26 protein-coding genes and 1 other RNA gene are annotated in these 25353 nt (G+C 64.6%); 15 read left to right on the forward strand and 12 right to left on the reverse strand.

The features are described 5' to 3' along the window. Window positions 1–38: 38 nt before the first annotated feature. Window positions 39–416 (forward strand): YfeK family protein, encoded by a 378-nt coding sequence (locus ACFPN5_RS16760; RefSeq protein WP_379784918.1) that lies wholly within the window; start codon window positions 39–41, stop codon window positions 414–416. Window positions 417–438: 22 nt separating this feature from the next. Here the strand turns inward: ACFPN5_RS16760 and ACFPN5_RS16765 are convergent, their stop codons facing one another. The 3 genes from ACFPN5_RS16765 to groES form a co-directional block, all read right to left on the reverse strand. Further along, window positions 439–858 carry a hypothetical protein gene (locus tag ACFPN5_RS16765; RefSeq protein WP_379784919.1) on the reverse strand — a complete coding sequence of 140 codons (420 nt, stop codon included), beginning with the start codon at window positions 856–858 and terminating at the stop codon, window positions 439–441. Between the two features lie 155 nt (window positions 859–1013). After that, window positions 1014–2660: a chaperonin GroEL gene (groL, locus tag ACFPN5_RS16770; protein WP_379784920.1), complete on the reverse strand. Its 1647-nt coding sequence runs from the start codon at window positions 2658–2660 to the stop codon at window positions 1014–1016. 46 nt (window positions 2661–2706) lie between these two features. After that, entirely contained in the window at window positions 2707–2997 is a 291-nt protein-coding gene (groES, locus tag ACFPN5_RS16775) for a co-chaperone GroES (RefSeq protein ID WP_379720400.1), read from the reverse strand. 431 nt (window positions 2998–3428) lie between these two features. On the opposite strand from groES, the gene ACFPN5_RS16780 reads away from it, so the two are divergent. The 5 genes from ACFPN5_RS16780 to ppk1 all read left to right on the forward strand — a co-directional run bounded on the left by ACFPN5_RS16780 (window position 3429) and on the right by ppk1 (window position 9274). Continuing rightward, the gene (locus ACFPN5_RS16780) at window positions 3429–3677 is read left to right on the forward strand and encodes a hypothetical protein (protein ID WP_379784921.1); all 249 of its coding nucleotides are present in this window, start codon (window positions 3429–3431) and stop codon (window positions 3675–3677) included. Further along, entirely contained in the window at window positions 3674–3985 is a 312-nt protein-coding gene (locus ACFPN5_RS16785) for a cell division protein ZapA (protein WP_379784922.1), read from the forward strand. The genes ACFPN5_RS16780 and ACFPN5_RS16785 overlap by 4 nt, the downstream gene beginning before the upstream one ends. A gap of 46 nt (window positions 3986–4031) precedes the next feature. Then, a non-coding RNA gene (gene ssrS, locus ACFPN5_RS16790) (6S RNA) lies at window positions 4032–4212 on the forward strand. A gap of 182 nt (window positions 4213–4394) precedes the next feature. Beyond that, entirely contained in the window at window positions 4395–7064 is a 2670-nt protein-coding gene (locus ACFPN5_RS16795) for a bifunctional diguanylate cyclase/phosphodiesterase (RefSeq protein ID WP_379784923.1), read from the forward strand. A gap of 86 nt (window positions 7065–7150) precedes the next feature. After that, a complete protein-coding gene (ppk1, locus tag ACFPN5_RS16800) occupies window positions 7151–9274 on the forward strand; it encodes a polyphosphate kinase 1 (RefSeq protein ID WP_379784924.1) in 2124 nt (707 codons plus the stop codon). On the opposite strand, the gene ACFPN5_RS16805 is transcribed toward ppk1, so the two are convergent. Then, on the reverse strand, window positions 9260–10018 hold the full coding sequence (locus ACFPN5_RS16805; protein WP_379784925.1) for an alpha/beta hydrolase: 759 nt from the start codon (window positions 10016–10018) through the stop codon (window positions 9260–9262). The two genes, ppk1 and ACFPN5_RS16805, sit on opposite strands and share 15 nt — an antisense overlap. Before the next feature lie 138 nt (window positions 10019–10156). Here ACFPN5_RS16805 and ACFPN5_RS16810 point away from each other — a divergent pair, with 138 nt between their 5' ends. Next, window positions 10157–11794: a methyl-accepting chemotaxis protein gene (locus tag ACFPN5_RS16810; protein ID WP_379784926.1), complete on the forward strand. Its 1638-nt coding sequence runs from the start codon at window positions 10157–10159 to the stop codon at window positions 11792–11794. Window positions 11795–11907: 113 nt separating this feature from the next. Here ACFPN5_RS16810 and ACFPN5_RS16815 read toward each other — a convergent pair whose 3' ends face one another. Continuing rightward, entirely contained in the window at window positions 11908–12042 is a 135-nt protein-coding gene (locus tag ACFPN5_RS16815; protein WP_379784927.1) for a hypothetical protein, read from the reverse strand. A gap of 209 nt (window positions 12043–12251) precedes the next feature. Here ACFPN5_RS16815 and ACFPN5_RS16820 point away from each other — a divergent pair, with 209 nt between their 5' ends. Next, on the forward strand, window positions 12252–13442 hold the full coding sequence (locus tag ACFPN5_RS16820; RefSeq protein WP_379784928.1) for a GGDEF domain-containing protein: 1191 nt from the start codon (window positions 12252–12254) through the stop codon (window positions 13440–13442). 15 nt (window positions 13443–13457) lie between these two features. Here the strand turns inward: ACFPN5_RS16820 and ACFPN5_RS16825 are convergent, their stop codons facing one another. Then, window positions 13458–14024 carry a hypothetical protein gene (locus ACFPN5_RS16825; protein WP_379784929.1) on the reverse strand — a complete coding sequence of 189 codons (567 nt, stop codon included), beginning with the start codon at window positions 14022–14024 and terminating at the stop codon, window positions 13458–13460. A 29-nt stretch (window positions 14025–14053) separates the two neighbouring features. Next, window positions 14054–15508, reverse strand: coding sequence for a Ppx/GppA phosphatase family protein (locus ACFPN5_RS16830; protein ID WP_379784930.1), 1455 nt, complete (start codon window positions 15506–15508; stop codon window positions 14054–14056). A 151-nt stretch (window positions 15509–15659) separates the two neighbouring features. Between ACFPN5_RS16830 and ACFPN5_RS16835 the strand changes: the two genes are divergently transcribed. After that, entirely contained in the window at window positions 15660–16595 is a 936-nt protein-coding gene (locus tag ACFPN5_RS16835) for a CHAD domain-containing protein (RefSeq protein ID WP_379784931.1), read from the forward strand. Continuing rightward, window positions 16592–17089 carry a SixA phosphatase family protein gene (locus ACFPN5_RS16840; protein ID WP_379784932.1) on the forward strand — a complete coding sequence of 166 codons (498 nt, stop codon included), beginning with the start codon at window positions 16592–16594 and terminating at the stop codon, window positions 17087–17089. Before ACFPN5_RS16835 ends, ACFPN5_RS16840 begins: the two co-directional genes overlap by 4 nt. 7 nt (window positions 17090–17096) lie before the next feature. Here ACFPN5_RS16840 and ACFPN5_RS16845 read toward each other — a convergent pair whose 3' ends face one another. Then, window positions 17097–17564, reverse strand: a complete 468-nt coding sequence (locus ACFPN5_RS16845; RefSeq protein ID WP_379784933.1) for an EVE domain-containing protein — start codon at window positions 17562–17564, stop codon at window positions 17097–17099. Between the two features lie 104 nt (window positions 17565–17668). On the opposite strand from ACFPN5_RS16845, the gene ACFPN5_RS16850 reads away from it, so the two are divergent. From ACFPN5_RS16850 to ACFPN5_RS16865, 4 genes are all read left to right on the forward strand, one after another. After that, a complete protein-coding gene (locus ACFPN5_RS16850; protein WP_379784934.1) occupies window positions 17669–17983 on the forward strand; it encodes a metalloregulator ArsR/SmtB family transcription factor in 315 nt (104 codons plus the stop codon). Beyond that, the gene (locus tag ACFPN5_RS16855; RefSeq protein ID WP_379784935.1) at window positions 17980–18375 is read left to right on the forward strand and encodes a hypothetical protein; all 396 of its coding nucleotides are present in this window, start codon (window positions 17980–17982) and stop codon (window positions 18373–18375) included. Before ACFPN5_RS16850 ends, ACFPN5_RS16855 begins: the two co-directional genes overlap by 4 nt. A gap of 9 nt (window positions 18376–18384) precedes the next feature. Continuing rightward, the gene (locus ACFPN5_RS16860) at window positions 18385–18723 is read left to right on the forward strand and encodes a rhodanese-like domain-containing protein (RefSeq protein WP_379784936.1); all 339 of its coding nucleotides are present in this window, start codon (window positions 18385–18387) and stop codon (window positions 18721–18723) included. Window positions 18724–18871: 148 nt separating this feature from the next. Beyond that, entirely contained in the window at window positions 18872–19675 is an 804-nt protein-coding gene (locus ACFPN5_RS16865) for a sulfite exporter TauE/SafE family protein (protein ID WP_379784937.1), read from the forward strand. A 15-nt stretch (window positions 19676–19690) separates the two neighbouring features. On the opposite strand, the gene ACFPN5_RS16870 is transcribed toward ACFPN5_RS16865, so the two are convergent. Genes ACFPN5_RS16870 through ACFPN5_RS16880 form a run of 3 tightly spaced genes read right to left on the reverse strand, consistent with a single transcriptional unit; the run spans window position 19691 to window position 22267 of the window. Continuing rightward, window positions 19691–20536 (reverse strand): alpha/beta fold hydrolase, encoded by an 846-nt coding sequence (locus ACFPN5_RS16870; RefSeq protein WP_379784938.1) that lies wholly within the window; start codon window positions 20534–20536, stop codon window positions 19691–19693. Window positions 20537–20559: 23 nt separating this feature from the next. Then, the gene (lgt, locus tag ACFPN5_RS16875; RefSeq protein WP_379784939.1) at window positions 20560–21369 is read right to left on the reverse strand and encodes a prolipoprotein diacylglyceryl transferase; all 810 of its coding nucleotides are present in this window, start codon (window positions 21367–21369) and stop codon (window positions 20560–20562) included. Window position 21370: 1 nt separating this feature from the next. After that, entirely contained in the window at window positions 21371–22267 is an 897-nt protein-coding gene (locus tag ACFPN5_RS16880) for a LysR substrate-binding domain-containing protein (protein ID WP_379784940.1), read from the reverse strand. Window positions 22268–22394: 127 nt separating this feature from the next. Here ACFPN5_RS16880 and ilvD point away from each other — a divergent pair, with 127 nt between their 5' ends. Then, complete coding sequence (gene ilvD / locus ACFPN5_RS16885) at window positions 22395–24077, forward strand: dihydroxy-acid dehydratase (protein ID WP_379784941.1); 1683 nt, start codon at window positions 22395–22397, stop codon at window positions 24075–24077. Window positions 24078–24084: 7 nt separating this feature from the next. Here the strand turns inward: ilvD and ACFPN5_RS16890 are convergent, their stop codons facing one another. Beyond that, window positions 24085–25266 (reverse strand): PAS domain-containing sensor histidine kinase, encoded by a 1182-nt coding sequence (locus tag ACFPN5_RS16890; RefSeq protein WP_379784942.1) that lies wholly within the window; start codon window positions 25264–25266, stop codon window positions 24085–24087. Window positions 25267–25353: the final 87 nt, after the last annotated feature.

The following is a 25353-nucleotide window of genomic DNA, read 5'->3' on the forward strand; positions in this document are numbered from 1 at the left end:
GGTCGATGCCGCTTGCCGGCGCCAGATACGGAGTAAGAATGATGAGCTTGTACCGCACCGCCGGCGCCATGCTGCTGGCTGGCGCCTCCCATGGCCCTGCCATAGCGGCGCCCGAGCCGCGCGCCAAGGCCGAGATCGCGCATTTGCTCGATTACGTCGCCACGCCCGGCTGCCAGTTCAACCGCAACGGCAGCTGGCACGCGGGCGGCGAGGCCAGGCAGCACCTGCGCAAGAAATACGACTACCTCGTCAAGCGCAAGCTCGTGACGAATGCCGAGTCCTTCATCGAGCACGCGGCCACGGAGAGCAGCATGAGCGGCAAGGATTATCTGGTCAGGTGCGGAGCAGGGCAGCCGATTGCCAGTGCGCAATACCTGAAAGACGAATTGTCGCGGTACCGCACCAGGGCAAAATAAGGCGCGCCGCGGACACCGGCGTTCAGTCCTCCGCCTGCAGGCCGTTGTCTTCGCACCAGCGGCGCAGCGTGGTCCGGGTCGCTTCCTCATGAAAACGTTCCCAGGCTTCGCCCGCGCCACGCTCTTCCAGCAGCCGGGCAAAGCCCTCGATGTCGCGGTCGCGGAACAGGTCGCGGACAAGCGCCTGGTCGTCGGCCAGGTGAGCGGCGGCAAAGCGCAACACGAGTTCGTCGCCGATGCCGAGCGTCCCGGCAGGGGGCACCGCCACGTAGCGCTCGTCGGCTTCGGAGGTCGATGGCATCGGCGCCTCCTCGTCCATGTATTCCTCGTTCAGGACGTGGATGATGCCCGTTTCGCGCGACACCATGGCCTGGACCGTGCCGTCGCCGTCCTCGACGTTCATGGCCGCCTGTTCGAGTTCATCCAGATTGACTGTTGGCATGGCTGATCCTGTAGGGGTGTCGGATGGGAGTAGTATCGGCGCTTGCGCCCGATGCCTGCGCACGGTTGGACAGACGATAAAAAACCCGCAAGGCGCGAACCTTGCGGGTTTTTTTGTGGAGCATGAAGCGCCGGCGAACCGGCGCCTGGAGGCTATTACATCATGCCGTCCATACCGCCCATGCCGCCCATGCCACCCATGCCACCCATGCCGCCGGCTGGCTTGTCTTCAGCCAGTTCCGACACCATGCAGTCGGTGGTCAGCATCAGGCCGGCGATCGACGCTGCGTTCTGCAGGGCCGAGCGGGTGACCTTGGCTGGGTCCAGCACGCCCATTTCGACCATGTCGCCGTAGGTGCCGTTGGCAGCGTTGTAGCCGTAGTTGCCGGTGCCGCCCAGGACTGCCGCGACGACGACCGATGGCTCTTCGCCGGCGTTCTGCACGATCATGCGCAGTGGCTCTTCCATGGCGCGCAGGACGATCTTGATACCGGCTTCCTGGTCAGGATTGTCGCCCTGGACGTTGATCGAAGCGCGGGCACGCAGCAGGGCGACGCCGCCGCCTGGCACGATGCCTTCTTCAACCGCAGCGCGGGTAGCGTGCAGTGCGTCTTCGACGCGTGCTTTCTTTTCCTTCATCTCGACTTCGGTGGCAGCGCCAACCTTGATCACGGCAACGCCGCCGGCCAGCTTGGCCACGCGCTCTTGCAGCTTTTCGCGGTCGTAGTCCGAGGTCGCTTCTTCGATCTGGACGCGCACCATCTTGACGCGCGCTTCGATGTTTTCAGCGGCGCCGGCGCCGTCGATGATGATGGTATTTTCCTTGCCGACTTCGATACGCTTGGCCTGGCCCAGTTCCGCCAGCGTGACCTTTTCCAGGGTCAGGCCGACTTCTTCAGCGATGACCTGGCCGCCGGTCAGGACAGCGATATCTTCCAGCATGGCCTTGCGGCGGTCGCCGAAGCCTGGCGCCTTGACGGCGACGGTCTTCAGGATGCCGCGGATGTTGTTGACGACCAGGGTCGCCAGCGCTTCGCCTTCGATGTCTTCGGCAACGATCACCAGCGGACGGCCGGCTTTCGCAACTTGCTCCAGTACCGGCAGCAGGTCACGGATGTTCGAGATCTTCTTGTCGCACAGCAGGACGAACGGGTTGTCGTGAATCGCGACTTGCTTGTCCGGGTTGTTGATGAAGTACGGCGACAGGTAGCCGCGGTCGAACTGCATGCCTTCGACGATGTCGAGTTCGTCGTTCAGCGACTTGCCGTCTTCGACGGTGATGACGCCTTCCTTGCCGACTTTTTCCATCGCTTCAGCGATACGCTCGCCGATCGAGTAGTCCGAGTTGGCCGAGATCGCGCCGACCTGGGCGATTTCCTTGGTGGTGGTGCATGGACGGGAGATCTTCGCCAGCTCTTCGACGGTGGCAGCGACTGCCTTGTCGATGCCGCGCTTGAGGTCCATCGGGTTCATGCCGGCGGCAACGAACTTCATGCCTTCGCGCACGATGGCCTGGGCCAGCACGGTCGCGGTGGTGGTGCCGTCGCCGGCATTGTCGCTGGTCTTCGAAGCGACTTCCTTGACCATCTGCGCGCCCATGTTCTGCAGCTTGTCTTTCAGTTCGATCTCTTTGGCGACCGAGACACCGTCCTTGGTGACGGTCGGCGCGCCGAACGAGCGGTCCAGCACGACGTTGCGGCCTTTAGGACCCAGGGTGACCTTGACTGCGTTGGCGAGGATGTTGACGCCTTCAACCATTTTGGCGCGCGCTGCGTCGCCGAAAATTACTTCTTTAGCTGCCATTTTCTATTTCTCCGTGTATTCGTGAGATGTTCTGAGGGGAGGAGGATTACTTGACCAGCACGGCCATGATGTCTTCTTCACGCATCACCAGCAGTTCCTGGCCGTCGACCTTGACGGTCTGGCCCGAATACTTGCCGAACAGGACGCGGTCGCCGACCTGGACTTCCAGTGCACGCAGCTGACCGTTGTCCTGGACTTTGCCATTGCCGACGGCGAGGATCTCGCCCTGGTCCGGCTTCTCGGCGGCTGCATCAGGGATGATCAGGCCGGAGGCAGTCTTGGTTTCCTGGTCGAGACGCTTCACGATAACGCGATCGTGCAGAGGGCGAAGGTTCATGCAAAACTCCTTAAATTCAGTGGTTTGGACTAGCTATTGTTGGCGTTGTGGCCGCATCGCAGGTGCGGCGCGGCTTGAAAGTGGTTGTTAGCACTCTCTACTAACGAGTGCTAATTATAGGGACGAGATGATGGTATTTCAAGACGCCATGTTGCTTATTTAACGTTCGACCCTTGCGTTGCCTCAAGCACAAGGGCTTGCCGAGTGGTCATGGCGCAGATACAAAGCGGAGAGACTAGCACCGAAAGGAGCGAACTTGACGCACTGTTCGTGGGTGATTGAGCAAGATCAAAAGCCTGTGTGAAATGTCTGGAAGGCGTGCGAGGAGCCCGGCGGCGACTGCGCGAAACTCCCGGATCCTGCGACCGCAGCCCCGGCGCACGACACGCTATCCTGTTGACTGTCCAACCATATCAGTCCTATAGTTACGGATGATTTCCGAATTCCAAGACCTATCCGACAAGATCGAGCAGCTCGCAGCGCTCGTCGGGTCGCTGCGCCAAGAGAACGCGCAACTGCGCCAGACCAACCTGCTGCTCAACGAAGTGAACACGGCGCTGCTCGAGCGCCTGGTCGAGGCCCAGCACCGGATCGAAGCCGTGATCGAGCAGTTGCCTGCCCCGGCCGCGGCCGAAGAGGATGCCGACACCGAACCGCTCCATACCGAGGCTAGCCGATGATTTACCTGGATGTCACGATCATGGGCCAGCCCTACCGCCTGGCCTGCAAGGAAGGCGAGCAGGCGACGCTGCGCGACGCCGTGCGCTACCTCGACGGCAAGATGACCGCGCTGCGCGACTCGGGCAAGGTGAAGGGCAACGACCGCATCGCCGTCATGGCCGCGCTCAGCGTTGCCGCGGAATTCTTGTCGGTCAAGTCGCCGCAAGGTCCGCTCTCCGACATGTCGATGCTCGAAGTCAAGCAGAAAATCGAAGCGATGCACACCGTCCTCGACGCCGCCCTCGCACCGCAACAAAATCTGTCCTGACCGCTCAAATTCGTTTGACATGCGGGTTCAAGCGAGTAAACTGCGAGGCACCCTGCGGTGTTCGAGATTGCCATATATTCCTTGAACCATTTACATGCATAGGTTGCGGGATATGTTCGGTGGGCGTGAGCGTCGCTAGTTCGACGAACCCGAAATTGAAATGACTGTGACCACCTTGAGCCATCAGGTTCGGGATGCCGGCAAAAAACGGCACAGGCGGGGCTCTATTCCATAAAAACGGTTGCGGCCATTCGGCGCGCAGCCGTTTTTTTATCCGGCTTTTGCCTTTATGCGCATTTGATTCCGGGTCTCGTTATTATCGCGTCATCATCGCGTCATATTCGTCCATTAAAGTATGCGGCGGGATATCCCGCGCCGGCGATATTCGCCGCGCCAATAACGGACCCGCATGAGCAAGTACGCCGTACCCGCATCGCCCTTGACTTCCCGTCTTTTTCCGCTCGTCTGGCTTCTCCTCGCGTTGCTCTGCTGCGCCCTGTTGTGGGGCATTACCCTGATGCGCACCGAGGCCGAAACCACACGTGCGGCCGAGGTGGCGCTGCGCCAGGCCGATGCCTATGCCGACGCCTACGAGCAATACCTGACGCGCTCGATCGCCCAGATGGACCAGGTCACGATGCAACTCAAGCACAGCTGGGAGCGCGCACGCCGGCCCGGGCTGCTCGAAGACATGCGCGCCGCCGGCATGTTCACCGACAGCACGTTCATCTCGGTCAGCGTGATCGATGTGCATGGGCGCGTCCGCTCGGCGACGCACCCGCTGGCGGACGGCCCCGACCTGTCGCAACTGCCCTTTTTCGTCCAGCACCGGAACAATAATTCGACGGCACTGCGCATCGACGCCGCGCCACCCGGGCTGCGCGACGGGCGGCCGGCGATCCTGTTCACGCGCCGCCTCGACCGCCTTGACGACGAGTTCGACGGCGTCGTTGTCATGCTGGTCGATGCACAATACTTCACCTCCTTCGCCGGTCCGGCCGCACTCGGGCGCGATGGCGTGCTGGCCCTGCTCGGCCCGGAAGGCATCCTGCGCATCGAGCAGCATGGCGCCGGCGCGGCCCGGGCGCTGTTGCCGGGTACCGCCATGCAATGGTTCGACCGGCCGCAGGCGCGGCTGGTCGAGGGGCAGGGCGGCTTCGCCGATGGCGTGGCGCGCATGGTCGGCTGGCGCCGCTCGTCGGCCTATCCGGTGCTGGCGCTGGTCGCCCTGTCGCAGCGTGAAGCACTGGCCGGCGCCCGCCAGTACGCCCAGGACATCCGCGACAACGCCATCCTTGCCACCATTGGCGTGGGCATGCTGGCCCTGCTGGCCGGCGTGCTGTCGCTGCGCGCGGCGGCCAGGGCGCGCGAGGAGGACGAGGTGCGCCTGGCCTACCGCACCGCCACCGAAAGCGCGAACGACGGCTTCTACATGGCTTCCCCCGTGCATGATCGCAAGGGCGACATCGTCGACTTCACCATCGTCGACTGCAACGAGCGCGGCGCCTGGTTCTACGGCATGACGCGCGCCGAACTGGTCGGCCGGCGCGTGTCGAACCTCGACAGCGGGGTGCACGGCCTTGAGCTGATCGGCTCCTACCAGGCCGCGATGGCCAACGGCTACCACGAAGAGGACCGGCGCATGCCGGTCGATGCGCGCCTGAATATCGCCTGGGGCCGGCGCCGCCTGATACGGGTCGGCAACGGCCTGGCGATCACGCTGCAGGACATCAGCGAGCGCAAGGCCCACGAAGAGCAGATGCAGCGCCTGGCCAACGAAGACCCGCTGACCGGGCTGCCGAATCGCCACTGGCTGCTCCATACCGTGCCGCCGGTGCTGGCGCGCGCCGCCAGCGACGGCGAACAGCTGGCCCTGCTGTTCATCGACCTCGACGAATTCAAGCACGTGAACGACTCGCATGGCCATGCCGCCGGCGACCGCCTGCTGCACGCCGCAAGCCGGCGCCTGCTTTCGCTGCTGCGGCCGAACGACCGGGTCGCGCGCTTCGGCGGCGATGAATTCGTGGTGCTGCTCGGGCCCGCCGGCGACGAGTGGCAGGTCGCCGACGTGGCCGAACGCATCGTGGCGGCCTTCCGGGCGCCGTTCGCGCTGGGCGACGAGCTGCAGGCGGCGGTCGGCGCCTCGATCGGCATCAGCATCTTCCCGCGCGACGGGCTCGATTTGCATGCCCTGATCCGCCACGCTGACATCGCCATGTACGCCAGCAAGAACGACGGCCGCGGCCAGCACCGCTTCTACGACCAGGCGCTGTCGGCGACGGTCAAGGGGCGCGCCCAGCTCAAGGCGCGCCTGCTCGAGGCGCTCGAGCGCGGCCAGTTTCTGCTGCATTACCAGCCGCGCGTCGATACCGTGTCGGGCGCCTTGCTGAGCATGGAGGCGCTGCTGCGCTGGCAGCAGCCGGAGGCCGGCATGATCGCCCCGAACGAATTCATTCCGCTGGCCGAATCGAGCGGCTTGATCCTGCCGATTGGCGAGCGCGTGATCGACATGGCCTGCGCCCAGCTGGCGCGCTGGCGCGCGGCCGCCCTGCCGCTGGTGCCGGTCTCGATCAACGTCTCGGTCAAGCAGTTCGCCAGCGGCCGCGTGCTGCGCCAGTTCGAGGAGGCGATGCGGCGCCACAACGTGCCGGCGAGCCTGCTCGAGATCGAGGTCACCGAATCGGTCATGATGGGCGACCACGACGAGATCGCGGCCGAACTGGCGGCCATCCGCGCGCGCGGCATCAAGCTGCACGTCGACGATTTCGGCACCGGTTACTCCTCGCTGTCGCAGTTGCAGCGGCTGCGCATGGACGTGCTGAAGGTGGACCGCGCCTTCACCGCGGAACTGGGCGGGCCGGGGCAGGGCAGGGTGTTCTTCCAGGCCATCGTGTCGATGGCGCATGCGCTGGGCATGGCGGTGGTGGCCGAAGGCGTCGAGACCGAAGCCCAGCTGGCGATCCTGCGCGAACTCGGGTGCGACGAGGTGCAGGGGTACCTGATCTCGAAGCCGCTGCCGCCCGACGCCATGGCCGGGCGCTTTTTAACGCACCGCACGCTTGACGCGCTGCACGCTTGACATCGTGCGGACATAATTCAATGACAAAATAGGGCTGCGGCCGGTTTGGCCGGCACGAACACCTTTTTTTTGCGATCAGGCGAACGATGGACAAGAAAGTGAAACCGGCGACGGAGGAGGGCAGCGGTCCCGTTTTCCTGAACCGTGAATTGTCGATGCTGGAATTTAACCGGCGCGTACTGGCCCAGGCCGAAAACCTGAACCTGCCGCTGCTCGAGCGCCTGCGTTTCCTGTGCATCGTCAGCAGCAACCTCGACGAATTCTTCGAGGTGCGCCTGGCCAGCCTGCTGGCCCAGGGCCGGCTCGATGACGAAGGCGTCGTCGCGGCGCGCCCGCCGGTCTTCGTGCCGGGCCTGGAACACACCAGCGAGGAATGCCGGCGCATCATCGAGCGCCAGTATGCGCTGCTCAACAACGACATCCTGCCGCGCCTGGCCGCCACCGGCGTGCACCTGCTGCGCCAGGACGAATGCAGCGAGGGGCAGTGCGCCTGGATCCGGCAGTATTTCGAGAACGAAGTGCGCCCGCTGCTCACGCCCATCGGGCTCGACCCGGCACACCCGTTCCCGCGCGTGGTCAATAAAAGCCTGAACTTCATCGTCGAACTGACCGGCAAGGACGCCTTTGGGCGCGGTTCGGGCATCGCGATCATGAAGGCGCCGCGCGTGCTGCCGCGCGTGATCCGCCTGCCGGACGAACTCGGCGGGCCGCCGGGCACCAGCTACTGCCTGCTGTCGTCGGTCATCCAGGCCCATATCGATTCGCTCTTCACCGGGCGCGAAGTGATTTCGTGCTCGCAGTTCCGGGTCACGCGCAACAGTGATTTGTGGGTCGACGAGGAAGAGGTCAAGAACCTGCGCCAGGCGCTGCAGACCGAATTGCGCAGCCGCCAGTACGGCTTCGGCGTGCGGCTGGAAGTGGCCACCGATTGCCCGCCGCACCTGGCCGACTTCCTGCTCGACCAGTTCAGCATCGACCGCGACCGCCTGTTCGCCGTCAACGGCCCGGTGACGATGGTGCGCCTGCTCGAAATCATCAGCAAGAACGATCGGCCGGAGCTGGTGTTCCCGCCTTTCGTGCCCGGCCTGCCGGCCAAGCTGATCAACCAGAACGTGTTCGAGCTGATCGAACAGCAGGACGTGCTGCTGCACCACCCGTTCCAGTCCTTCCTGCCGGTGATCGAATTCATCCGCAAGGCCGCGGCCGACCCGCAGGTGGTCGCCATCAAGCAGACCATCTACCGCGCCGGCATGAACTCGGACCTGATGGAGTCGCTGATCGCCGCCGCCCTGGCGGGCAAGGAAGTGACGGTGGTGGTGGAGCTGATGGCGCGCTTCGACGAAGAGGTGAATATCAACTGGGCCGAGCGCCTGGAAGACGCCGGCGCCCAGGTGATCTACGGCGTGGTGGGCCTCAAGACGCACGCCAAGATGGCGCTCGTGCTGCGCCATGGCCCGAACGGCCTGCGCCGCTTCGCCCACCTCGGCACCGGCAACTACAACCTGTCCACCTCGCGCGCCTACACCGATTTCGGGCTGCTCACGGCCGACCCGGAACTGACGAGCGAAGTAGCCGAGGTATTCAACCACCTCACCAGCCTGACCCGCCCGAAGCAGCTGCGCCACCTGTGGCTGGCGCCGTTCTCGCTGCACAAGGAGATCCTGCGCGCGATCGAGAACGAGGCGGCGGTCGCGCTCACCGGCAAGCCAGGGCGCATCATCGCCAAGATGAACGCGCTGACCGACGAAACCGTGATCGCGGCCCTGTATGCGGCATCCCAAGCAGGCGTGAAAATCGACCTGATCGTGCGCGGCGCCTGCGTGCTGCGCCCCGGCGTGCCGCGCCTGTCGGAAAACATCCGGGTGCGCTCGATCGTCGGGCGCTTCCTCGAGCACACCCGCATCTATTACTTCCGCAACCACAAGCCTTACGAGGTCTACCTGAGCAGCGCGGACTGGATGAACCGCAACCTGTTCCGGCGCATCGAAGTGGCCTTCCCGGTGCGCGACGCGGCGCTCAGGAAGCGCGTCATCAACGAAGGCCTGCTGCCCTACCTGAAGGACAACGTCGACGCCTGGGAACTCAATAGCGACGGGCGTTACCAGCGGCGCAAGCCGCGCGGCAAGCAGGCGGCGCACAGCGCGCAGCAGGAGCTGGCCGCCGCGCTCGGGGGAGCGACCGGGGCCGCGCCAGGGCTATTCGGAAGTTAGAGAGCCGGACAAAACTCCCAACCTGCCGCCGACAGAGGAGAGGGCCGGCACCCGACTGGGACGCCTGGTGCATGTCTCGGTCACGCATCCCGATCGCTCTACCGGCCAGGTCAGCGCGCCGTCTCTTTCATGCACGATAAAGTACGCGACCTTCTTGTCGACCCTTGGCAGCTTCTGGTCGGGCAGCGTTGCGTAGACCAGGGCCATGCTGTCAGGCCGGCTGCTCATACGCTCGATCGCGTCGGCGGCATCCGGTTTGCCATCGGTGGCGTCGATCGTATGCCGGATCGCCATCGTACCCCCCCGCAGAAAACCGAGCATCGCAATGCGATTGGGATCGATGCCCCACTTCGCCGCATGATGGCGCAGCAGCCGGACGGCACGGCCGGCGTCGCCCAACGCCAGCAATGGGCTGTACAGGTCCCAGCGCGGTTCGGCATCGGCGCGCGCGGTACGGTACTTGAGCACGGCCGCGGCAATCCCCTGCATATCTAACCAGCGCGCTACCTCATGTCCTTCTTTGTCAATGGCGACATAGCGCAGACCGCCGTCCGGTAACACCAGCACCACCGGTCCCGGCATCGCAGTGCCAAGGATAAAGCACGGAAACGACGCATGGTGTTTTCGCCACGAGTTGGTAGTGCGGTCAAACATACCGGAGATCTGAGGGCAGCGATAGCCTGTTCCGGGAAGATGAAAATTTGTCATCAAGATGTTGCTGTTGAGCAACCATTTCTTGCCCATCCGCTAACGGTTTCAACTGTTTCGATAGATTTTTCTAACGCAATTTTTGGATAGATTTATCCTGATAGAACCTACACTGATTATTCAAGAGCACAGTGTGTTTATGCGAGTTCATTCGCAGCAGCCACCTCGGACATCATGAAAATAGCTAACTTAAAAATTGGAGTCCGCCTTGGCGCTGCCTTCGCCATCATTCTTTTTTTCCTGGGTGGCATGCTCGCTGCTGCGCTTTGGGAGCTGAGTAAAATCGACGATGCCAAGACCGCTATGGTAGAGGCTAGACAAAAGTCCAAGCTTGCAGCGGCGTGGCACGAAGGTATCGCAACCAACAGTGTTCGCACGCTGGCGAAAGCAAGGAGCACGGACCCGGTCGAGGAGCAGGTACTCGACAGTGAAATGAAAGAAGTCACTGCCCAGGTGACCAGGGTGCAGCAAGAACTCGAAGGCCTCGTGGCGAGCGAAAAAGGCAAAGCGAACCTGCAGGCCGTCGCAGTGCAGCGTAAGGTCTACAGTGCAATTCGCACTGAGATATTCAAGCGCAAGGCCGACGAAGGCATGAGCGACGAATTCAAGGCGATGGTCGCCGACCGGATGGTTCCGGAAATGAAGAAGTACCTTGCCGCGGTCAATGATGTCGCTGTCTATCAAGACCTACTTTTTCAGCAAGCGAATCAACGCATTGACGAGGGATACGCCGAGTCCAGGAAAATCCTGATTGCGCTCGGCATTCTTGCGCTCGGATGCGGTGTGGTGCTGGCGCTGCTGCTCACTCGCAGCATTACACGCCCACTCGCACGCGCAGTGGGCCTGGCCCAACAGGTGGCTTCCGGCGACCTCACTGCGGATATTCGGGTGACGTCAAAAGACGAGGTCGGTGTACTGCTTTCTGCTTTGAAAAGTATGAATGAAAGCTTGCTCAACACCGTTTCGGAAGTGCGCTCCGGTACAGAGACGATCGTCACGGCTTCCCAGCAAATTGCTGCGGGCAATCTCGACCTGTCGGCCCGTACGGAGCAGCAGGCGAGCTCACTGGAGGAAACCGCCTCGTCCATGGAGGAATTGACAAGCACGGTTCGCCAGAACGCCGATAACGCACGGCAGGCGAACGCGCTTGCGCAAACTGCCTCAGGCGTCGCGACACGCGGCGGTGAGGTTGTCTCGCAAGTCGTCGGGACCATGTCATCGATTAACGAGTCCTCGAAGAAGATAGCCGACATCATCGCAGTCATCGACGGCATTGCCTTCCAAACGAACATCCTGGCGTTGAACGCCGCCGTTGAGGCGGCACGCGCCGGCGAGCAGGGCCGGGGTTTCGCGGTGGTCGCATCGGAAGTACGCAACTTGGCGCAGCGCTCGGCGGCTGCAGCAAAAGAGATCCGCATCCTGATCAGCGACTCGGTGGACAAGGTTAGCGTCGGCGGCCAGCTCGTGGAACAGGCCGGCGCCACCATGAAAGAAATCGTCCAGAGCATTACTCGTGTGACCGACATCATGTCCGAGATTGCAAGTGCGAGTGCCGAGCAAACGCTGGGTATCGAGCAGGTCAATGCGTCGATCACCCAGATGGACGACGTCACGCAACAGAATGCGGCGCTGGTCGAAGAAGCTGCAGCGGCTGCAAATTCGCTTGAAGACCAGGCAGCATCCCTCGCGCAGTTGGTCAGTACTTTTAAACTGAATGCCGAGGCGGGGACTCGCTCCGCCGTTTCGGTACGAGCGCTCGACACTCCTTCATCCAGGCTAATCGCTTTATCAAAATCGCTAGCTCCTCAATAACGGTAGGCAAGTGATAGGGTTGTACATCGCGCTCGTGGCAGCCAGTGTCGGGTCCTGGCTGAACCCGGCCGTTAGACTTGGGTACCGAAGTGGCGGAAAAGCGACCGCAAGCCTCATGCCTGATCGTCCGAATCATCGGCCAGGTCTTCCTCGAGTTCTTTTTCGAAAGTTTTACGGTCGTTCGAATTGATATAGAGGACCCAGCCCAGGAGGAGAAGCGCGAGGATGGAGCAGATCAGGATGGTCATCAGGGCGCCGTCGATTGCAGGTTGGCCTGCCAGTATAGGTAAAAAAACGACCGAAAGAGCAGCTGGTCATTGCGATGCACCGCCGTACTTTCGCACCGGATTATTTATTTCACGACGGTAATTTTGATTTTGCGGCTGAGTTAGAATGGTGCCAATCATGCCCGGCCGCGGCGCGGCCACCTGAGCAAGTTCAACTGCCGAAAGTTGCCGTGTCGCTCCATCACCTGTCTACACCTCGCCTGACGATCGACCGCCGGCGCGCTGAATTTGCGGATCGGGAATTCGAAGACCGCTTCATCCGCCATTTCCTGCCGGAGCGTAACGCCCAGCTGAAAGCAAGCTTTTTGTTTTCAGCGGGTTTTTATGTCGTGTTCGGCCTGACCGATATCGCCACGCTCGGTCCCACCGTCACCGCATGGACCATGGTCGCCCTGCGCGTGCTGGTCGCGCTGGCCGCGCTGTGCGCCTGCGCCGCCATTGCGCGCCATCCCGATTCAGCGGCGGTCTCGATTCGCGCCACCAATACCGTTTTGGCCGTGGGACTCGGCGTGTTCCCGGTATTGTGCTGGTACCAGCCCGCCGCCATGTCATGGAACCTGATGTCGCTGGCGCTGATATTAATGGCGGTCTATGTCATTTTCCCGAACCGCTTCATTTATGCGGTGGCGATCGGCGTCGTCACCAGCGCGGTATTTGCGGCGATGCTGCTGATCCAGGGCCTCCTGAGGATGGACGACGTGGTGGCGCTGGTCTTGATGCTCGTTCTCGGCAATGCCCTCGGTTATATCGCGGCGCGCCGTTTCAACCTTGCGCAGCGCGAGCAGTTTCGCTCCACCATGCTATTGCAGGAGCTGGCCGACCGCGATCCCCTGACCGGCTGCCACAACCGCCGCGTATTGCAGCGGGGCCTGCTGGACGCCGAACTGACGCGGACGCGCCGCTACGGCAGCGCCTTGTCGGTGATCCTGTGCGATATCGACCACTTCAAGCAGATCAACGACACCTACGGCCACGCAGCCGGTGACCAGGTATTGAGCGAATTTGCCGGCCTGCTCCAGTCGATGGTGCGCGAGGCGGTCGATACCGTCATCCGCTATGGCGGCGAAGAATTCCTGATCGTGCTGCCCGAGACGGAACTGGCCGGCGCGCATGCACTGGCCGAACGGATCCGCGTGGCCTTTGCCAACGCTGCCACGGCGGCAGGAGACGGCAGCTTCATCTCCGCCACCGCCAGCTTTGGCGTCGCCGCCGTGCCGGCGCAGCATCCCTGGCCACCCTCGAATTTCGAAGCGCTGGTGGGCGCCGCCGACGACCAGCTGTACGTGGTCAAGCGCGGCGGGCGCAACGGGGTGCGCGGCACCGTCGTCACCGCCGCACCCGAGCTGCGCTCGGGCACCTGAACCGCGAAGGGCGGGCTATTTCTTCTTGCGCGCGGTCGGCGGCAGGGCCGCCACGAGCTGCGCCAGGCGCGCCGGCTCGACCTCGCGCAGCAGGCCGATCGCCACCCGCAGCAACTGGTTCTTCTTCGCCGGCACGCCGTTGGCGCGGCAGGCATCCTTCAATGCCGCCAGCGTCGCGTGGTCGTCCTTCGGTACCGCGAAGCTGTCTTTCACCGGTTTGACGGAACCCTTCTTGCGCGCCGGCGGCTGGACGATCTCGGGCGCGGAACGCAGGCTCGCGCCCCCCGCTGCCGGGGACGTTGCTTTGGCCGGTAGGGTGGCGTCGTTCCTGGCCGTGGCGCCGCTGCCCCGGACAAGCTGGGCGGTCAAGGTGGCGCCGGCCTGGGGCGGGGCGGGTGCTGCCGATGCCGCATTGGCGAGCGTCGCGGCGCCCTCGGCCGTTGGCTTGAGGGCGGCGTCGGGCACGTGGCCGTCCACCGTGCCGGGGGCGGCGGCATGCGTGTCCGCTGCCACCGGCCCGTCGGGCAGGGTGGCGCGCTGGCGTCCGGGTTTGCTTGGTCTCTTCTTGGTCAGGTCATCCATGATGTCATCCGTAGTGGGTCAAGTGGGGGTCAGGTGGTGCTGATCGACAGGGGGATCGCGATTTCTTCCCAGCTCCCCTGTTCTTTTTCCAGCCATACCATCGCGGTCGGGTGGCGCTTTTTCCAGTCGCGCCCCACCTCGATCTCGATGCGTGTTTTCATGCGCACCCGCAGGCCGTCGACCTCGTCGTCGAGCCGCGCGTGCATCAGCATCGCGGCCAGGCGCAGGGCCAGCTGGGCCTTGGCCAGATCCGGGTCGGCCAGGGCCTCGCGCACCTTGCGCAGATTGCCTTTCTGGCCCAGCACGAGCGTGGCCATGATGCGCTGCTCGCCCGTGGTGAAGCCGGGCAGGTCGGCGTTCTCGATGATATAGGCAGCGTGCTTGTGGGCGCCGGTGTGCGAAATGACCTGGCCGGCCTCGTGCAGCAGGCAGCTCCAGGCCAGGTGGCGCACGTAGCGGTCGGAGTCCGGTTTCAGGCGGCCGTAGAGCCGGGCGGCGATGGTGGCGGTGCGGTCGGCGCGCGCCGGGTCGACCCCGAAGCGCTGCATGCAGGCGACGATTGCCTCGTCGCGGCGGTCGCGCCGGTGCGCGCGCATGTCGAGGTCGCACAGCGCGCCCAGGCGCAGGCCGGCATCGACCGCGATGAGGCGTTCGATGCCCAGTTCGCGCATCACGCCGATCAGGATCGTGAGCCCGCCGACCATCACGATCACGCGCTCCGGCTTGATGCCGGGCAGGCCGAAATGCTCGACGCGGCCGGCATTGATGAGGCGCGCCTGCAGCGCTTCCAGGCTGGCCAGCGACAGGGTGCCGTCGCCGATGCGGTTGCTCGAGACCACCTCGGCCATGGCGCGGATGGTGCCCGACGAGCCGTAGACGGCGCTCCAGCCGCCAGGCGGGAACAGGGCCGGCGCATCCTCGAAGCGCGCGCGCGCCGACATGATGGCGGCCTCGAACGCTTCAGGCGTGAGGGCGCCGTCGGCGAAGAAGGCGGCCGCCTGCGGCTGGGTGCCGATGCCGAACGATTCAACGGCTTCAATATCGTGCCCCTGGCCGAGGATGACCTCGGTCGAGCCGCCGCCGATGTCGACCACCAGGCGCCGTTCGTGCGGGTCGGCCAGCACGTGGGACACGCCCATGTAGATCAGGCGGCCTTCCTCTTCCCCGGAAATGATTTCGATCGGATAGCCGATTGCCGCTTCCGCGCGCGGCAGGAAGGCGCTCGCATTGCGCGCCACGCGCAGGGTATTGGTAGCCACGACCCGCACGCCATCAAGCTGGTATTGGCCGAGGATCTCGGCGAACGAGCGCAGGCAGCGCAGCGCGTTGTCCATCGCTTCCTCAGTGAGGTTGCCGTTCATGTCGAGGCCGGCTGCGAGGCGCAGCGGATCGCGCGCGGTCCTGACGATGCGCATCTGGTTGCCCGCCGGGTGGCCGACGTGCAGGCGGAAGCTGTTGGACCCGAGATCGACTGCAGCAAACATGGTATTCCCCTATTTTTTTACCAGTATGCCAGTTCAATGTGACAAGCCCGTCACGGAAGGGCAAACGGTGCAGCCCGGCAAGCGTACCGCCGGGATAAACCAAACGCGCTACCATGCGATCACAGGCATAGCCAACCGGAGACCATCGCGCATGGACACACAACGCACATTCGCCAGTCCGCCGGCCAAGGCCGGCAAGATCGTGCTCGCGCGCGGCATCAGCGTCGACGCCGGCATCCAGGCCATCCTCGCCGGCTGCCTGCACCACGCCAGCGCGAACGTGCGCGGCGTCCTCGAGACCGACGACCCCGAATACCTGCACCAGGTGCGCGTCGGCCTGCGCCGCTTTCGCTCGGCCCTGAAACTGTTCCAGTCCCTGATCACGCTGCCGGCGCCGCTGGCGGCGGAACTGTCCTGGCTGGGCGAGGTGCTCGGCCGCGCGCGCGACCATGACGTGCTTGCCCTGACGACCTTGCCGGCGCTGGTGCAGGACGTGTCCGGGCAGGCGGAATTGAAGCCCCTGCTCGAGTGTTCCAAGGCGGCTGCCGCCGAGCAGCGGGCCATCCTGCGCCAGGCCCTGCAGTCGCCGCGTTACGGAGAATGCATGCGGGCGCTGAACGATTGGGTCGATGGCGCGTGCTGGCGCCAGGGCGCATCGAAGGAGCAGAAGGCCGCGCTGCGCAAACCGCTGGCGAAATTTGCACACAAGGCGCTTGAACAAGGCCACGCGCGCATCAGGAAGCGCGGGCGTGGCCTGCAGCAGCACGATGCCGCCGCGCTGCACCGGCTGCGCATCGCCTGCAAGCGCAACCGCTACGCCGTCGAGTTCTTCCGCGACCTGGCGCGCGACAAGCCGGCCGCGCGCTATGTCAAGGCGCTGTCATCCCTGCAGGATACGCTGGGCGGGCGCAACGACATGTCGGTAGCCTTGACCCTGTTACCGGCGCTGGGCGGCGACGCCGCGGCGCTGGCAACACCAACGGCCTTTGCGATGGGGTATCTCAGCTGCGGCGTGAATGCCGGCCTGCAGGGGGTACGCAAACCGTGGCGACGGTTTTCAAGACTGTCGCCTCAGAAGTTGATGTGAACCGCTCATTTGAACGCGAGGAGCCCGACCCGATGGAATTGATCCTGTGGCGCCATGCCGAAGCCGAAGAAGGCGTGCCGGACCTGACCCGGAAACTCACCGCCAAGGGCGAGCGCCAGGCCAGGCGCATGGCGCGCTGGCTGCGCGCCCAGCTGCCAAAGGACGCGCGCATCCTGGTCAGCCCGGCCACGCGTACGCGCCAGACGGCCGACGCCCTGCACATGACCTACGAAGTGCGCGAGGAACTGGCGCCCGGCTGCTCGGCGCAGCAGTTGCTGGCGGCAACCGGTTGGCCGGCGGGGAACGGGGTAATCGTGCTGGTAGGGCACAACCCGGCGATCAGCGACCTGGCGATCCTGCTGCTGGCGGGCCGGTCGGTGCCGGTCACGATGCGCAAGGGCGCGGCCTGGTGGTTTTCCAACGACACCCGCGTCGGCGAGGCGCCCGTGCTGCTCAAGGCGGTGATGACGCCGTCGATGCTGAAAAGCGGTTAAATAGCAGTTAAGGCGTCTCCGCCATGAGTGCGCGGATGAACTCCCACTGCGCGCGCTCGACCGGCGACACCGACAGCCGGCTGCCCTTGGCCAGCAGCGGCATGCCTTCCAGTTCCGGGTGCGCCTTGAGCGTGGCCAGCGGAACGAAGCCCCCCTGTTGCACGAAACGGATGTCGACCGACACCCAGCGCGGCTGTTCCGCGGTCGCCTTCGGGTCGAAATAGCGGCTGCCCGGGTCGAACTGGGTCGGATCCGGGTAGGGCGTGCTCACGATCTCTACAATGCCGGCGATGCCGATGTCGGCGCAGCTCGAATGATAGAAAAAGGCGAGGTCGCCGACGCTGGCCGCGTCGCGCAGGAAGTTGCGCGCCTGGTAGTTGCGGATGCCGGTCCAGGCCAAGGCCTGCTGCGGCGCGCCGGCCAGGTCCTCGATGCTGATGTCGTCGGGTTCGGATTTGAGCAGCCAGTAGCGCATGCGGTCAGTCGGCAAATGAAACGGATTATAGCTTTGCTGTTGCAGCGGCCCCAGACGTGAAGAAATCGCTTGCGATTATTAGATGGTTAGCTAATAATCGTTTCATGAGCACTGTATTCAAAGCCCTGTCCGACCCGACCCGCCGCAAGGTCCTGCAACTGCTGCAGGCCGGACCCATCGGCGCGGGCGAACTCGCGGACATGTTCGAGGTGTCCAAGCCCACCATGTCGGCCCACTTTGCCGTGCTCGTGGGAGCAGGGCTCATCGAAGCAGAGAAGCAGGGGAGAAATGTCACCTACCGGCTCAAGTTGTCGGTGCTGGAAGAAGCGCTGCTCGCTTTTGCGCAGGCGTTTGGATTGCAGGTTACGCGGCCGGAAGGCGGCCATTCCGAAGTCGAATCGAAACAGGAGAAACCATGAAGGCTGCTTTTCCCTTGGGACGTGCGCTGGCCGGCGCCGCGTTCATCGTCGCCGCGTCCGCTCTGTTGCGCTGGGCCGCACCCGAATACCTGAGTGCCGAAATGGCGCAGCGGCTGACCGGCGTGCTGCTTGGCTTTGTGGTCGTGGTCTATGCGAACGCGATTCCGAAGTCGCTGGTGGCACTGGCGCGGCTGCGCTGCTCCCCGGCGGGCGAGCAGGCGGCGCGGCGCTTCGCCGGCTGGAGCCTGGTGCTGGGCGGCCTCGGCTACATCGCGGCCAGCCTGCTCGCACCGCTGGCGTCGATGCACCTGGTGGGCGGCGCCATCCTCGCCGTGGCGCTGGTAGCCGCCATCCTGCGCTGCATGCGCGCAGGTGGCGCCGTGCACGGTTAAGGAGCGGCCATGTTCGCGATGCTGATGGGATTAAAAGGGATCGCTCCGCGCGACCTGCACGGACGCATGGGGCAGGATGCGGTGACCGTTGTCGATGTCAACGCGCGCCATTCCTGGCTGCAGGCGCGCGTTCCGGGCGCACTCAACCTGGCGCCCGATTTCGACGGTACATCGCTGCCGGCGGACCGCGCCATGCCGCTCGTGTTCTACTGCTCGAACCCGCTGTGCCGCAAGGCGCCGAACGCGGCGCGCAAGGCCGAGCGGCTGGGCTATACGGATGTGCGGGTCATGTCCGCCGGGATCAGCGGCTGGGTGGGCGCAAAGCTGCCGGTCGACAGCGGCGAGTGACGGCAAGCTTCGACTTTTACAAGGCCATCGACTAGACTCTGTTCCTCATCTGTTAAGAGGTAACCGCTTTGTCGATGGCTTTCCTTCCCGCTTCCTGCCGCGCTGCACTTCCCGTTTCGCTCCATCGCGCCACCGGCAAGGAGGGCGCATGGACCCCTTGCTGATCCTGGCCCTGCTGGCCATGGGCGCCTTTGGCGGGTTTGCCGCCGGACTGCTCGGCATCGGGGGCGGCATGGTGCTGGTGCCCTTCATCACCATGATTTTCACCGCGCGCGGCGTCCCGGACGAGCTGGTGGTGCACATGGCGATCGCCACCTCGCTCGGCACCATCATGTTCACCTCGCTGTCCTCGATGCGTGCGCACCACAAGCATGGGGCCATACTCTGGCATGTGGTCAAAATGCTGGCGCCGGGCATCGTGGTCGGGTCGATGATCGGGCCGTGGATCGGCAAGCAGATGAATTCGTCCGCGCTGGCCTTCTTCTTCGGCATATTCGTCGCGTTTTCGGCCACGCAAATGCTGATCAACAAGAAGCCGGCGGCGGCGCGCGAACTGCCGGCGGCGCCGGGCATGTTTGCCACCGGCGGCTTGATCGGCATCCTGTCGGGGCTGGTGGGGGCGGGTGGCGGTTTTATTTCGGTGCCGTTCATGACCTGGTGTAACGTGCGCATCCACAATGCGGTCGCCACCAGCGCCGCGCTCGGATTCCCGATTGCGCTGGCCGGCACGCTGGCGAACATCTTTTATGGCTGGGACGAGCCCGGATTGCCGGAGTATTCGCTCGGCTTCATCTATGTGCCGGCGCTGCTCATCATCGTGGCCGCCAGCGTGACCCTGGCGCCGCTGGGCGCGCGCACGGCGCACCGGATGCCGGTGCGGCGGTTGCAGCAGGTGTTTGCGGTGATTTTGTATGCGCTCGCGGCCTACATGTTCTGGAAGTCGGCGCAATAGGCTGCGGCGCGCGCCCTAGAGCGCCCGCAGCGCCAGCCATTCCAGGGCATCGGCGGCGCGCGCCAGTACCGAAATATGGCCGTCCCGCGGCTGCGACCACAGCTCGGCCGAAGGACAGTGCCGCGCCAGCCAGCGGCCATGGCTGGCCGGCACGATGCGGTCTTCGTCTCCATGGAGCAGCAAGAGGGGCGGCAACACACCCGTGAATCCAAAGCCCCAGGGCGCGACGTAGGCCAAGTCGTCGTCGACGAGTCCTCCCGGACCCTGGGCCATGGCCGGTTCCACCACGGTGTCGAACCAGGACCATGGTCCCGCGAGGATAGCCCGGTCGGTGTCGGTAAACATCGCAGGGTCGAAACCGGGGCCGGCGGTCTCATAGGCCAGTTTCGCGGCGCGGCCTTCGAGCGCTGCCCGCAGGCCCGCGGCGCCGGCGGCATGCATGCCGCCGAACCAGTCGAGTCCCTCGGCGCCGTAAGGTGCCAGGCCGGCAATGCTTGCAGCTGCCAGCACCCGGCCTGGAAGCAAGGCGGCGCAGGCAAGCGCGTGCGGTCCGCCCCCCGAGTGGCCCATCACCGCGAACCGCTCGATGCCAAGCCGGTCCGCGATGCAGGCCACATCGGCTGCGGCCGACGCCACCGTACGTCCCGGGCGCGCAGTAGAGGAGCCATAGCCGGGCCGGTCATAGCCGATCCAGCGCAGCCCCAGACGCGCCGCCTCGGCATACAGCGGTGCCGGCGGGATGCCGATGTTCGGCGTGCCGTGCAGCCAGAAGACAGCAAGCTCGCTGCCGCCAGGCGCGCGACCCTGGTCGTAGACGTGCAGGAGGTGTCCTTGCTCGGAAAACACAGCTGCTTCTCTCATCCTTGCTCCCCTGTCGACGGTGCTCAGGCCCGTACCGGCTGCTTGCCCTCGCGCGAATACGCCCAGCCCAGCATGGCCAGCGCGGCGATGATCATCGGCAGCGACAAGACCTGGCCCGAGGTGATCGGCATGCCGGCCACCGTGGTTTCCCAGTCCGGCACGCGGAAGTATTCGGTGAAGAAGCGCGCGCAGCCATACAGCAGGGTGAACATCGCGCCGACCGCCAGGCGCGGGCGGGCCTTGCGCGCATACGGCCACAGGATCAGGAACACGACGATGCCGTCGATGAGCATCTGGTACAGCGGCGACGGGTGGCGCGGGCCTTCGACGCCAGGCCAGATCATCGCCCACGGCAGGCTCGGGTCGGCCAGGCGGCCCGGCAGTTCGTGGTTGATGAAGTTGCCGAGGCGCCCGGCTGCATAGCCGAGCGGCACCATCGGTGCAATGAAGTCGTACACGTCGAGCACGTTGCGTTTGGACTTGCGCGCCCACAGCGCCATCGCCACCAGCACACCGAGGAAGCCGCCATGGAAGGACATGCCGCCCTGCCAGACCTTGAAAATCTCGATCGGATTGGCGAAGAAATGGGCCGGCTGGTAAAACAGCACCTCACCCAGGCGCCCGCCGAGGACGACGCCGAGCATGCCGTAGAACAGCATGTCGTCCAGGTCTTCGTTTTTCCAGCCTTGCGCAGCGATGTGGGGCTGCTTGATGCGCACGCGGCCCAGTATCAGGAACAGCGCGAACGCGACCACGTACATCAGGCCATACCAGTGGATATCCACCGGGCCGAGCGAAAACGCGACCGGGTCCGGATTCGGGTGTACCAACATATTATTTCCTCAGTAATTCCAAAAAGCCGTGCAACACCGGCGATGCGCTGTCGAGGCGCCAGCAGACGCCCAGCTCGACGAGCGGCGCCGGCCCGGCAAGGGCACGGTATTCTACGCCTGGACGCATCAGGTTCGACACGGATTGTGGCACAAGTGCCAAGCCCATGCCTGCCGACACCAGGCTGACGATGGTTTGCATCTGGATCGCTTCCTGGCCAATGACGGGCACAATGCCCGCATCGTGGAAGCAGCTGAGGATGGCGTCGTGCAGGGCAGGTGCGCTCTGGCGCGGGAAAATAATCAATGGAAGCAGCGGAAGCGCAGCGAGCTCGATCGGCCCGCTTTCCTTCAGCACGCCTGCGGGCACGCACAGCACCAGCGGTTCTTCCTGCAGCTTGAGGTAGTCGAGGCGCTCCTGGGTCCGCATTTGCGTATTTTCCGGCAGCGGCGGAATCACGAGGCCGGCGTCGATGCGCCCGTGCAGCAGGTCGTCGACCTGGACGTCGGTGGTCGCTTCCTGCAGCACCAGCTGCACGTTCGGATAGGCGGCGCTGTAGTCGCGCAGCAACGGCGGCAGCATGCTGTAGCCGGCCGGCGTGACGAAGGAAAGGGCAAGCCGGCCCGCTTCGCCGGCGGCGGCGCGGCGCACCAGTTCCGGCAGGCCGCCGGCCGCATCGAGCAGGCGCCGCGCTTCGGGCAGGAGGGCGGCGCCGGCCGGGGTCAGGGCCACCTGGCGGCGGTTGCGCAGGAACAGCGGCGCGCCAAGCGCCGCCTCGAACGCGGCAATCGCCTGCGACAGGGGAGGCTGGGTCATGTGCAGTCGCTCGGCGGCGCGGCCAAAGTGGAGCTCCTCGGCGACGGTCAGAAAAAAGCGCAGCTGGCGCAGGTCAATCGACATCTATATGCATTTCCTTGGTTTTTTGGGTCATTGATATGCTGCGCATATCACAGGTCAGCAAATCTTATATTTGACGCTGCCAATCAAGCAAGGCATTCTGGAAAAATTGTTATTCAAGGAGTTCACCATGGCCGACCAGCGCTATAACCGCCGTTCCCGCAACATCACCGCGGGCGTCGCCCGCAGCCCGAACCGCTCGATGTATTACGCGATGGGCTACCAGAAGGAAGACTTCGACAAGCCGATGATCGGCATCGCCAACGGCCACTCGACCATTACGCCCTGCAACTCGGGCCTGCAAAAGCTGGCCGACATCGCCATCGCCACCGTCAAGGAAGCCGGCGCCAATCCGCAGGTGTTCGGCACGCCGACCATTTCCGACGGCATGTCGATGGGCACCGAAGGCATGAAGTTTTCGCTGATCTCGCGCGAAGTCATCGCCGACTGCATCGAAACCTGCGTCAACGGCCAGTGGATGGACGGCGTGGTCGTCATCGGCGGCTGCGACAAGAACATGCCCGGCGGGATGATCGCCCTGGCGCGCGCCAACGTGCCGGGCATCTACGTCTACGGCGGCACGATCAAGCCGGGCAACTGGAAAGGGAAGGACCTGACCATCGTTTCGGCCTTTGAAGCGGTCGGCGAATTCACGGCCGGTCGGATGAGCCAGGAAGATTTCGACGGCATCGAGAAGAACGCCTGCCCCTCGTCCGGTTCCTGCGGCGGCATGTACACGGCCAACACCATGTCGTCCTCGTTCGAGGCGCTCGGCATGTCGCTGCTGTACTCGTCGACGATGGCCAACCCGGACGACGAAAAGGTGGGCTCCTGCGCCCAGTCGGCGCGCGTGCTGGTCGAGGCCGTCAAGCGCGACCTGAAACCGCGCGACATCATCACCCGCGCCTCGATCGAGAACGCGGTGGCGCTGATCATGGCCACCGGCGGCTCGACCAACGCCGTGCTGCACTATCTCGCCATTGCCCACGCGGCCGAAGTCGAATGGACGCTGGACGATTTCGAGCGCGTGCGGCGCAAGGTGCCCGTGATTTGCAACCTGAAGCCTTCCGGCCAGTACGTGGCGACCGACCTGCACAAGGCCGGCGGCGTACCGCAGGTGATGAAGCTGCTGCTCGACGCCGGCCTGATGGACGGCAGCTGCATCACGATCACCGGCCGCACGCTGGCCGAGGAACTGGCCGAGGTGCCCTCGAGCCCGGCCGCGGGACAGGACGTGATCCGCCCGATCGACCAGGCGCTGTACGCCCAGGGCCACCTGGCTGTCCTGAAGGGCAACCTGTCGCCGGAAGGCTGTGTCGCCAAGATCACCGGCCTGAAGAACCCGGCCATCACCGGCCCGGCGCGCGTGTTCGACGACGAGTATTCGGCGATGGACGCGATCATGGCCAAGCGTATCAACCCCGGCGACGTGCTGGTGCTGCGCTACCTCGGACCGAAAGGCGGACCGGGCATGCCGGAAATGCTGGCGCCGACCGGCGCGCTGATCGGCCAGGGACTGGGCGAATCCGTGGGCCTGATCACGGACGGGCGCTTCTCCGGCGGCACCTGGGGCATGGTGGTCGGCCACGTGTCGCCGGAAGCCTTCGAAGGCGGCACGATCGCGCTGGTGGAAGAGGGCGATTCGGTGACGATCGACGCCAACGCCCTGTTGATCCAGCTGAATGTGCCGGACGAGGAAATCGCCCGCCGCCGCGCCGCGTGGAAGCGGCCCACGCCGCGTTATACGCGTGGGGTGCTGGCCAAGTTCGCGAAGCTGGCCTCGAGTGCGAGCAAGGGAGCGGTGACGGGGTAATCGCCCGTCACTGGCCCGCGTCCGGCGCCGGCAACGGCTCCGGCCCCGACCCGTGCGGCCGCCGCAACGGAATGCGCACCATGAATTCGCTGCCGCGGCCCGGCCCTTCGCTGCGCACCTCGACGGTTCCCTGGTGCAGTGACACGATTTCTCGCACCACGGCGAGACCGATCCCGAGCCCGGCGCCGCGGCTGGCGGCCTTGCCGTCGGCCTGCGTGAACACCTCGAAAATGCGGGGCAGCAGGTCGGGGCTGATGCCCTGGCCGTTGTCCTTGAAGTTGCACACGAAATGGGTCTGGTCGGCCGTTGCGGTGACCCAGACCGTGCCGCCTTCGGGTGTGTACTTGATGGCGTTATTGAGCAGGTTGAGAAAAACCTGCAGCAAACGCCGCGAATCGACCTCGATCTCGATCGGCAGGGGCGGCAGCACCGGTACCAGTGCCAGATTCTTCGCTTGCGCGGCGGAGCGGCAGCTGTCGATGGCCTCGAACAGGCAATCCTGCAGCCGCACACGTTCGTAGGCAATGCTCATTTTGCCGGTTTGCACCCGCGTCAGGTCGACCAGGTCTTCGACCAGCCGCTCGAGGAAGCCGATCTGACGGTCCATGATGCGGATCGGCTGCGCCTGGCGCGGGTCGCCCCCGGGCAGGCGCTTCATCAGTTCCAGGCCGGTCTTCAAAGGCGCGAGCGGGTTGCGCATCTCGTGCGCAATGGTGCCGATGAAGACGTTTTTCTCGTTTTCCTTGACGCTGCAGTCCTGCAGCACGTTCTCCAGGTATTTCATTCGCGTGCGCAGGTGGGTCGCGTCGCGGAAGATCTTCACGAAACGGGGTTGGTCGCCGTCGCTTGAGGCAAGCCTGATCGAGATGCCGCTCGACCACAGGCGCGAGCCATCCTTGCGCATGTGCCAGCGTTCGTCCTCCGCCACGCCGACGATCCGGGCCGTGTTCGCCTCGTGCTCGTCGAGCTTGCGTGCGCGGTCTTCGGGGACGAACAACATGGAAATCGGCAGGCCCAGCACCTCGTCGGCGGTCCAGCCCGTAAGAAAGCAGGCGCCTTCGTTCCAGCCGCTGATGCGGTAATCGTGCTCGTAGAAGAGGATGCCGTATTGCCGCGTGTCGCGCAGCATCAGCTCGGTGAAGGCTGCGGCCTGTTCGGCAGTCCAGTGACTGTTCGGCCCTTGTGCCATGAATGCTCCTCCTGCGATGAATGCAGCATTCTAGCGCGAGGGGGCCTGACGGCGCTCACGGTTGAGCTGTCGAGCAGAAACCCGCCG

Source organism: Massilia niabensis (assembly GCF_042655085.1).
Lineage (GTDB): Bacteria > Pseudomonadota > Gammaproteobacteria > Burkholderiales > Burkholderiaceae_D > Telluria > Telluria niabensis.

Bases quoted from the DNA above. Each gene is read 5' to 3' on its own strand.
- ACFPN5_RS16760 (WP_379784918.1), top strand. From the start codon at position 39: ATGATGAGCTTGTACCGCACCGCCGGCGCCATGCTGCTGGCTGGCGCC.
- ACFPN5_RS16765 (WP_379784919.1), bottom strand. From the start codon at position 858: ATGCCAACAGTCAATCTGGATGAACTCGAACAGGCGGCCATGAACGTC.
- groL (WP_379784920.1), bottom strand. From the start codon at position 2,660: ATGGCAGCTAAAGAAGTAATTTTCGGCGACGCAGCGCGCGCCAAAATG.
- groES (WP_379720400.1), bottom strand. From the start codon at position 2,997: ATGAACCTTCGCCCTCTGCACGATCGCGTTATCGTGAAGCGTCTCGAC.
- ACFPN5_RS16780 (WP_379784921.1), top strand. From the start codon at position 3,429: ATGATTTCCGAATTCCAAGACCTATCCGACAAGATCGAGCAGCTCGCA.
- ACFPN5_RS16785 (WP_379784922.1), top strand. From the start codon at position 3,674: ATGATTTACCTGGATGTCACGATCATGGGCCAGCCCTACCGCCTGGCC.
- ACFPN5_RS16795 (WP_379784923.1), top strand. From the start codon at position 4,395: ATGAGCAAGTACGCCGTACCCGCATCGCCCTTGACTTCCCGTCTTTTT.
- ppk1 (WP_379784924.1), top strand. From the start codon at position 7,151: ATGGACAAGAAAGTGAAACCGGCGACGGAGGAGGGCAGCGGTCCCGTT.
- ACFPN5_RS16805 (WP_379784925.1), bottom strand. From the start codon at position 10,018: ATGGGCAAGAAATGGTTGCTCAACAGCAACATCTTGATGACAAATTTT.
- ACFPN5_RS16810 (WP_379784926.1), top strand. From the start codon at position 10,157: ATGAAAATAGCTAACTTAAAAATTGGAGTCCGCCTTGGCGCTGCCTTC.
- ACFPN5_RS16815 (WP_379784927.1), bottom strand. From the start codon at position 12,042: ATGACCATCCTGATCTGCTCCATCCTCGCGCTTCTCCTCCTGGGCTGG.
- ACFPN5_RS16825 (WP_379784929.1), bottom strand. From the start codon at position 14,024: ATGGATGACCTGACCAAGAAGAGACCAAGCAAACCCGGACGCCAGCGC.
- ACFPN5_RS16830 (WP_379784930.1), bottom strand. From the start codon at position 15,508: ATGTTTGCTGCAGTCGATCTCGGGTCCAACAGCTTCCGCCTGCACGTC.
- ACFPN5_RS16835 (WP_379784931.1), top strand. From the start codon at position 15,660: ATGGACACACAACGCACATTCGCCAGTCCGCCGGCCAAGGCCGGCAAG.
- ACFPN5_RS16845 (WP_379784933.1), bottom strand. From the start codon at position 17,564: ATGCGCTACTGGCTGCTCAAATCCGAACCCGACGACATCAGCATCGAG.
- ACFPN5_RS16850 (WP_379784934.1), top strand. From the start codon at position 17,669: ATGAGCACTGTATTCAAAGCCCTGTCCGACCCGACCCGCCGCAAGGTC.
- ACFPN5_RS16855 (WP_379784935.1), top strand. From the start codon at position 17,980: ATGAAGGCTGCTTTTCCCTTGGGACGTGCGCTGGCCGGCGCCGCGTTC.
- ACFPN5_RS16860 (WP_379784936.1), top strand. From the start codon at position 18,385: ATGTTCGCGATGCTGATGGGATTAAAAGGGATCGCTCCGCGCGACCTG.
- ACFPN5_RS16865 (WP_379784937.1), top strand. From the start codon at position 18,872: ATGGACCCCTTGCTGATCCTGGCCCTGCTGGCCATGGGCGCCTTTGGC.
- ACFPN5_RS16870 (WP_379784938.1), bottom strand. From the start codon at position 20,536: ATGAGAGAAGCAGCTGTGTTTTCCGAGCAAGGACACCTCCTGCACGTC.
- lgt (WP_379784939.1), bottom strand. From the start codon at position 21,369: ATGTTGGTACACCCGAATCCGGACCCGGTCGCGTTTTCGCTCGGCCCG.
- ACFPN5_RS16880 (WP_379784940.1), bottom strand. From the start codon at position 22,267: ATGTCGATTGACCTGCGCCAGCTGCGCTTTTTTCTGACCGTCGCCGAG.
- ilvD (WP_379784941.1), top strand. From the start codon at position 22,395: ATGGCCGACCAGCGCTATAACCGCCGTTCCCGCAACATCACCGCGGGC.
- ACFPN5_RS16890 (WP_379784942.1), bottom strand. From the start codon at position 25,266: ATGGCACAAGGGCCGAACAGTCACTGGACTGCCGAACAGGCCGCAGCC.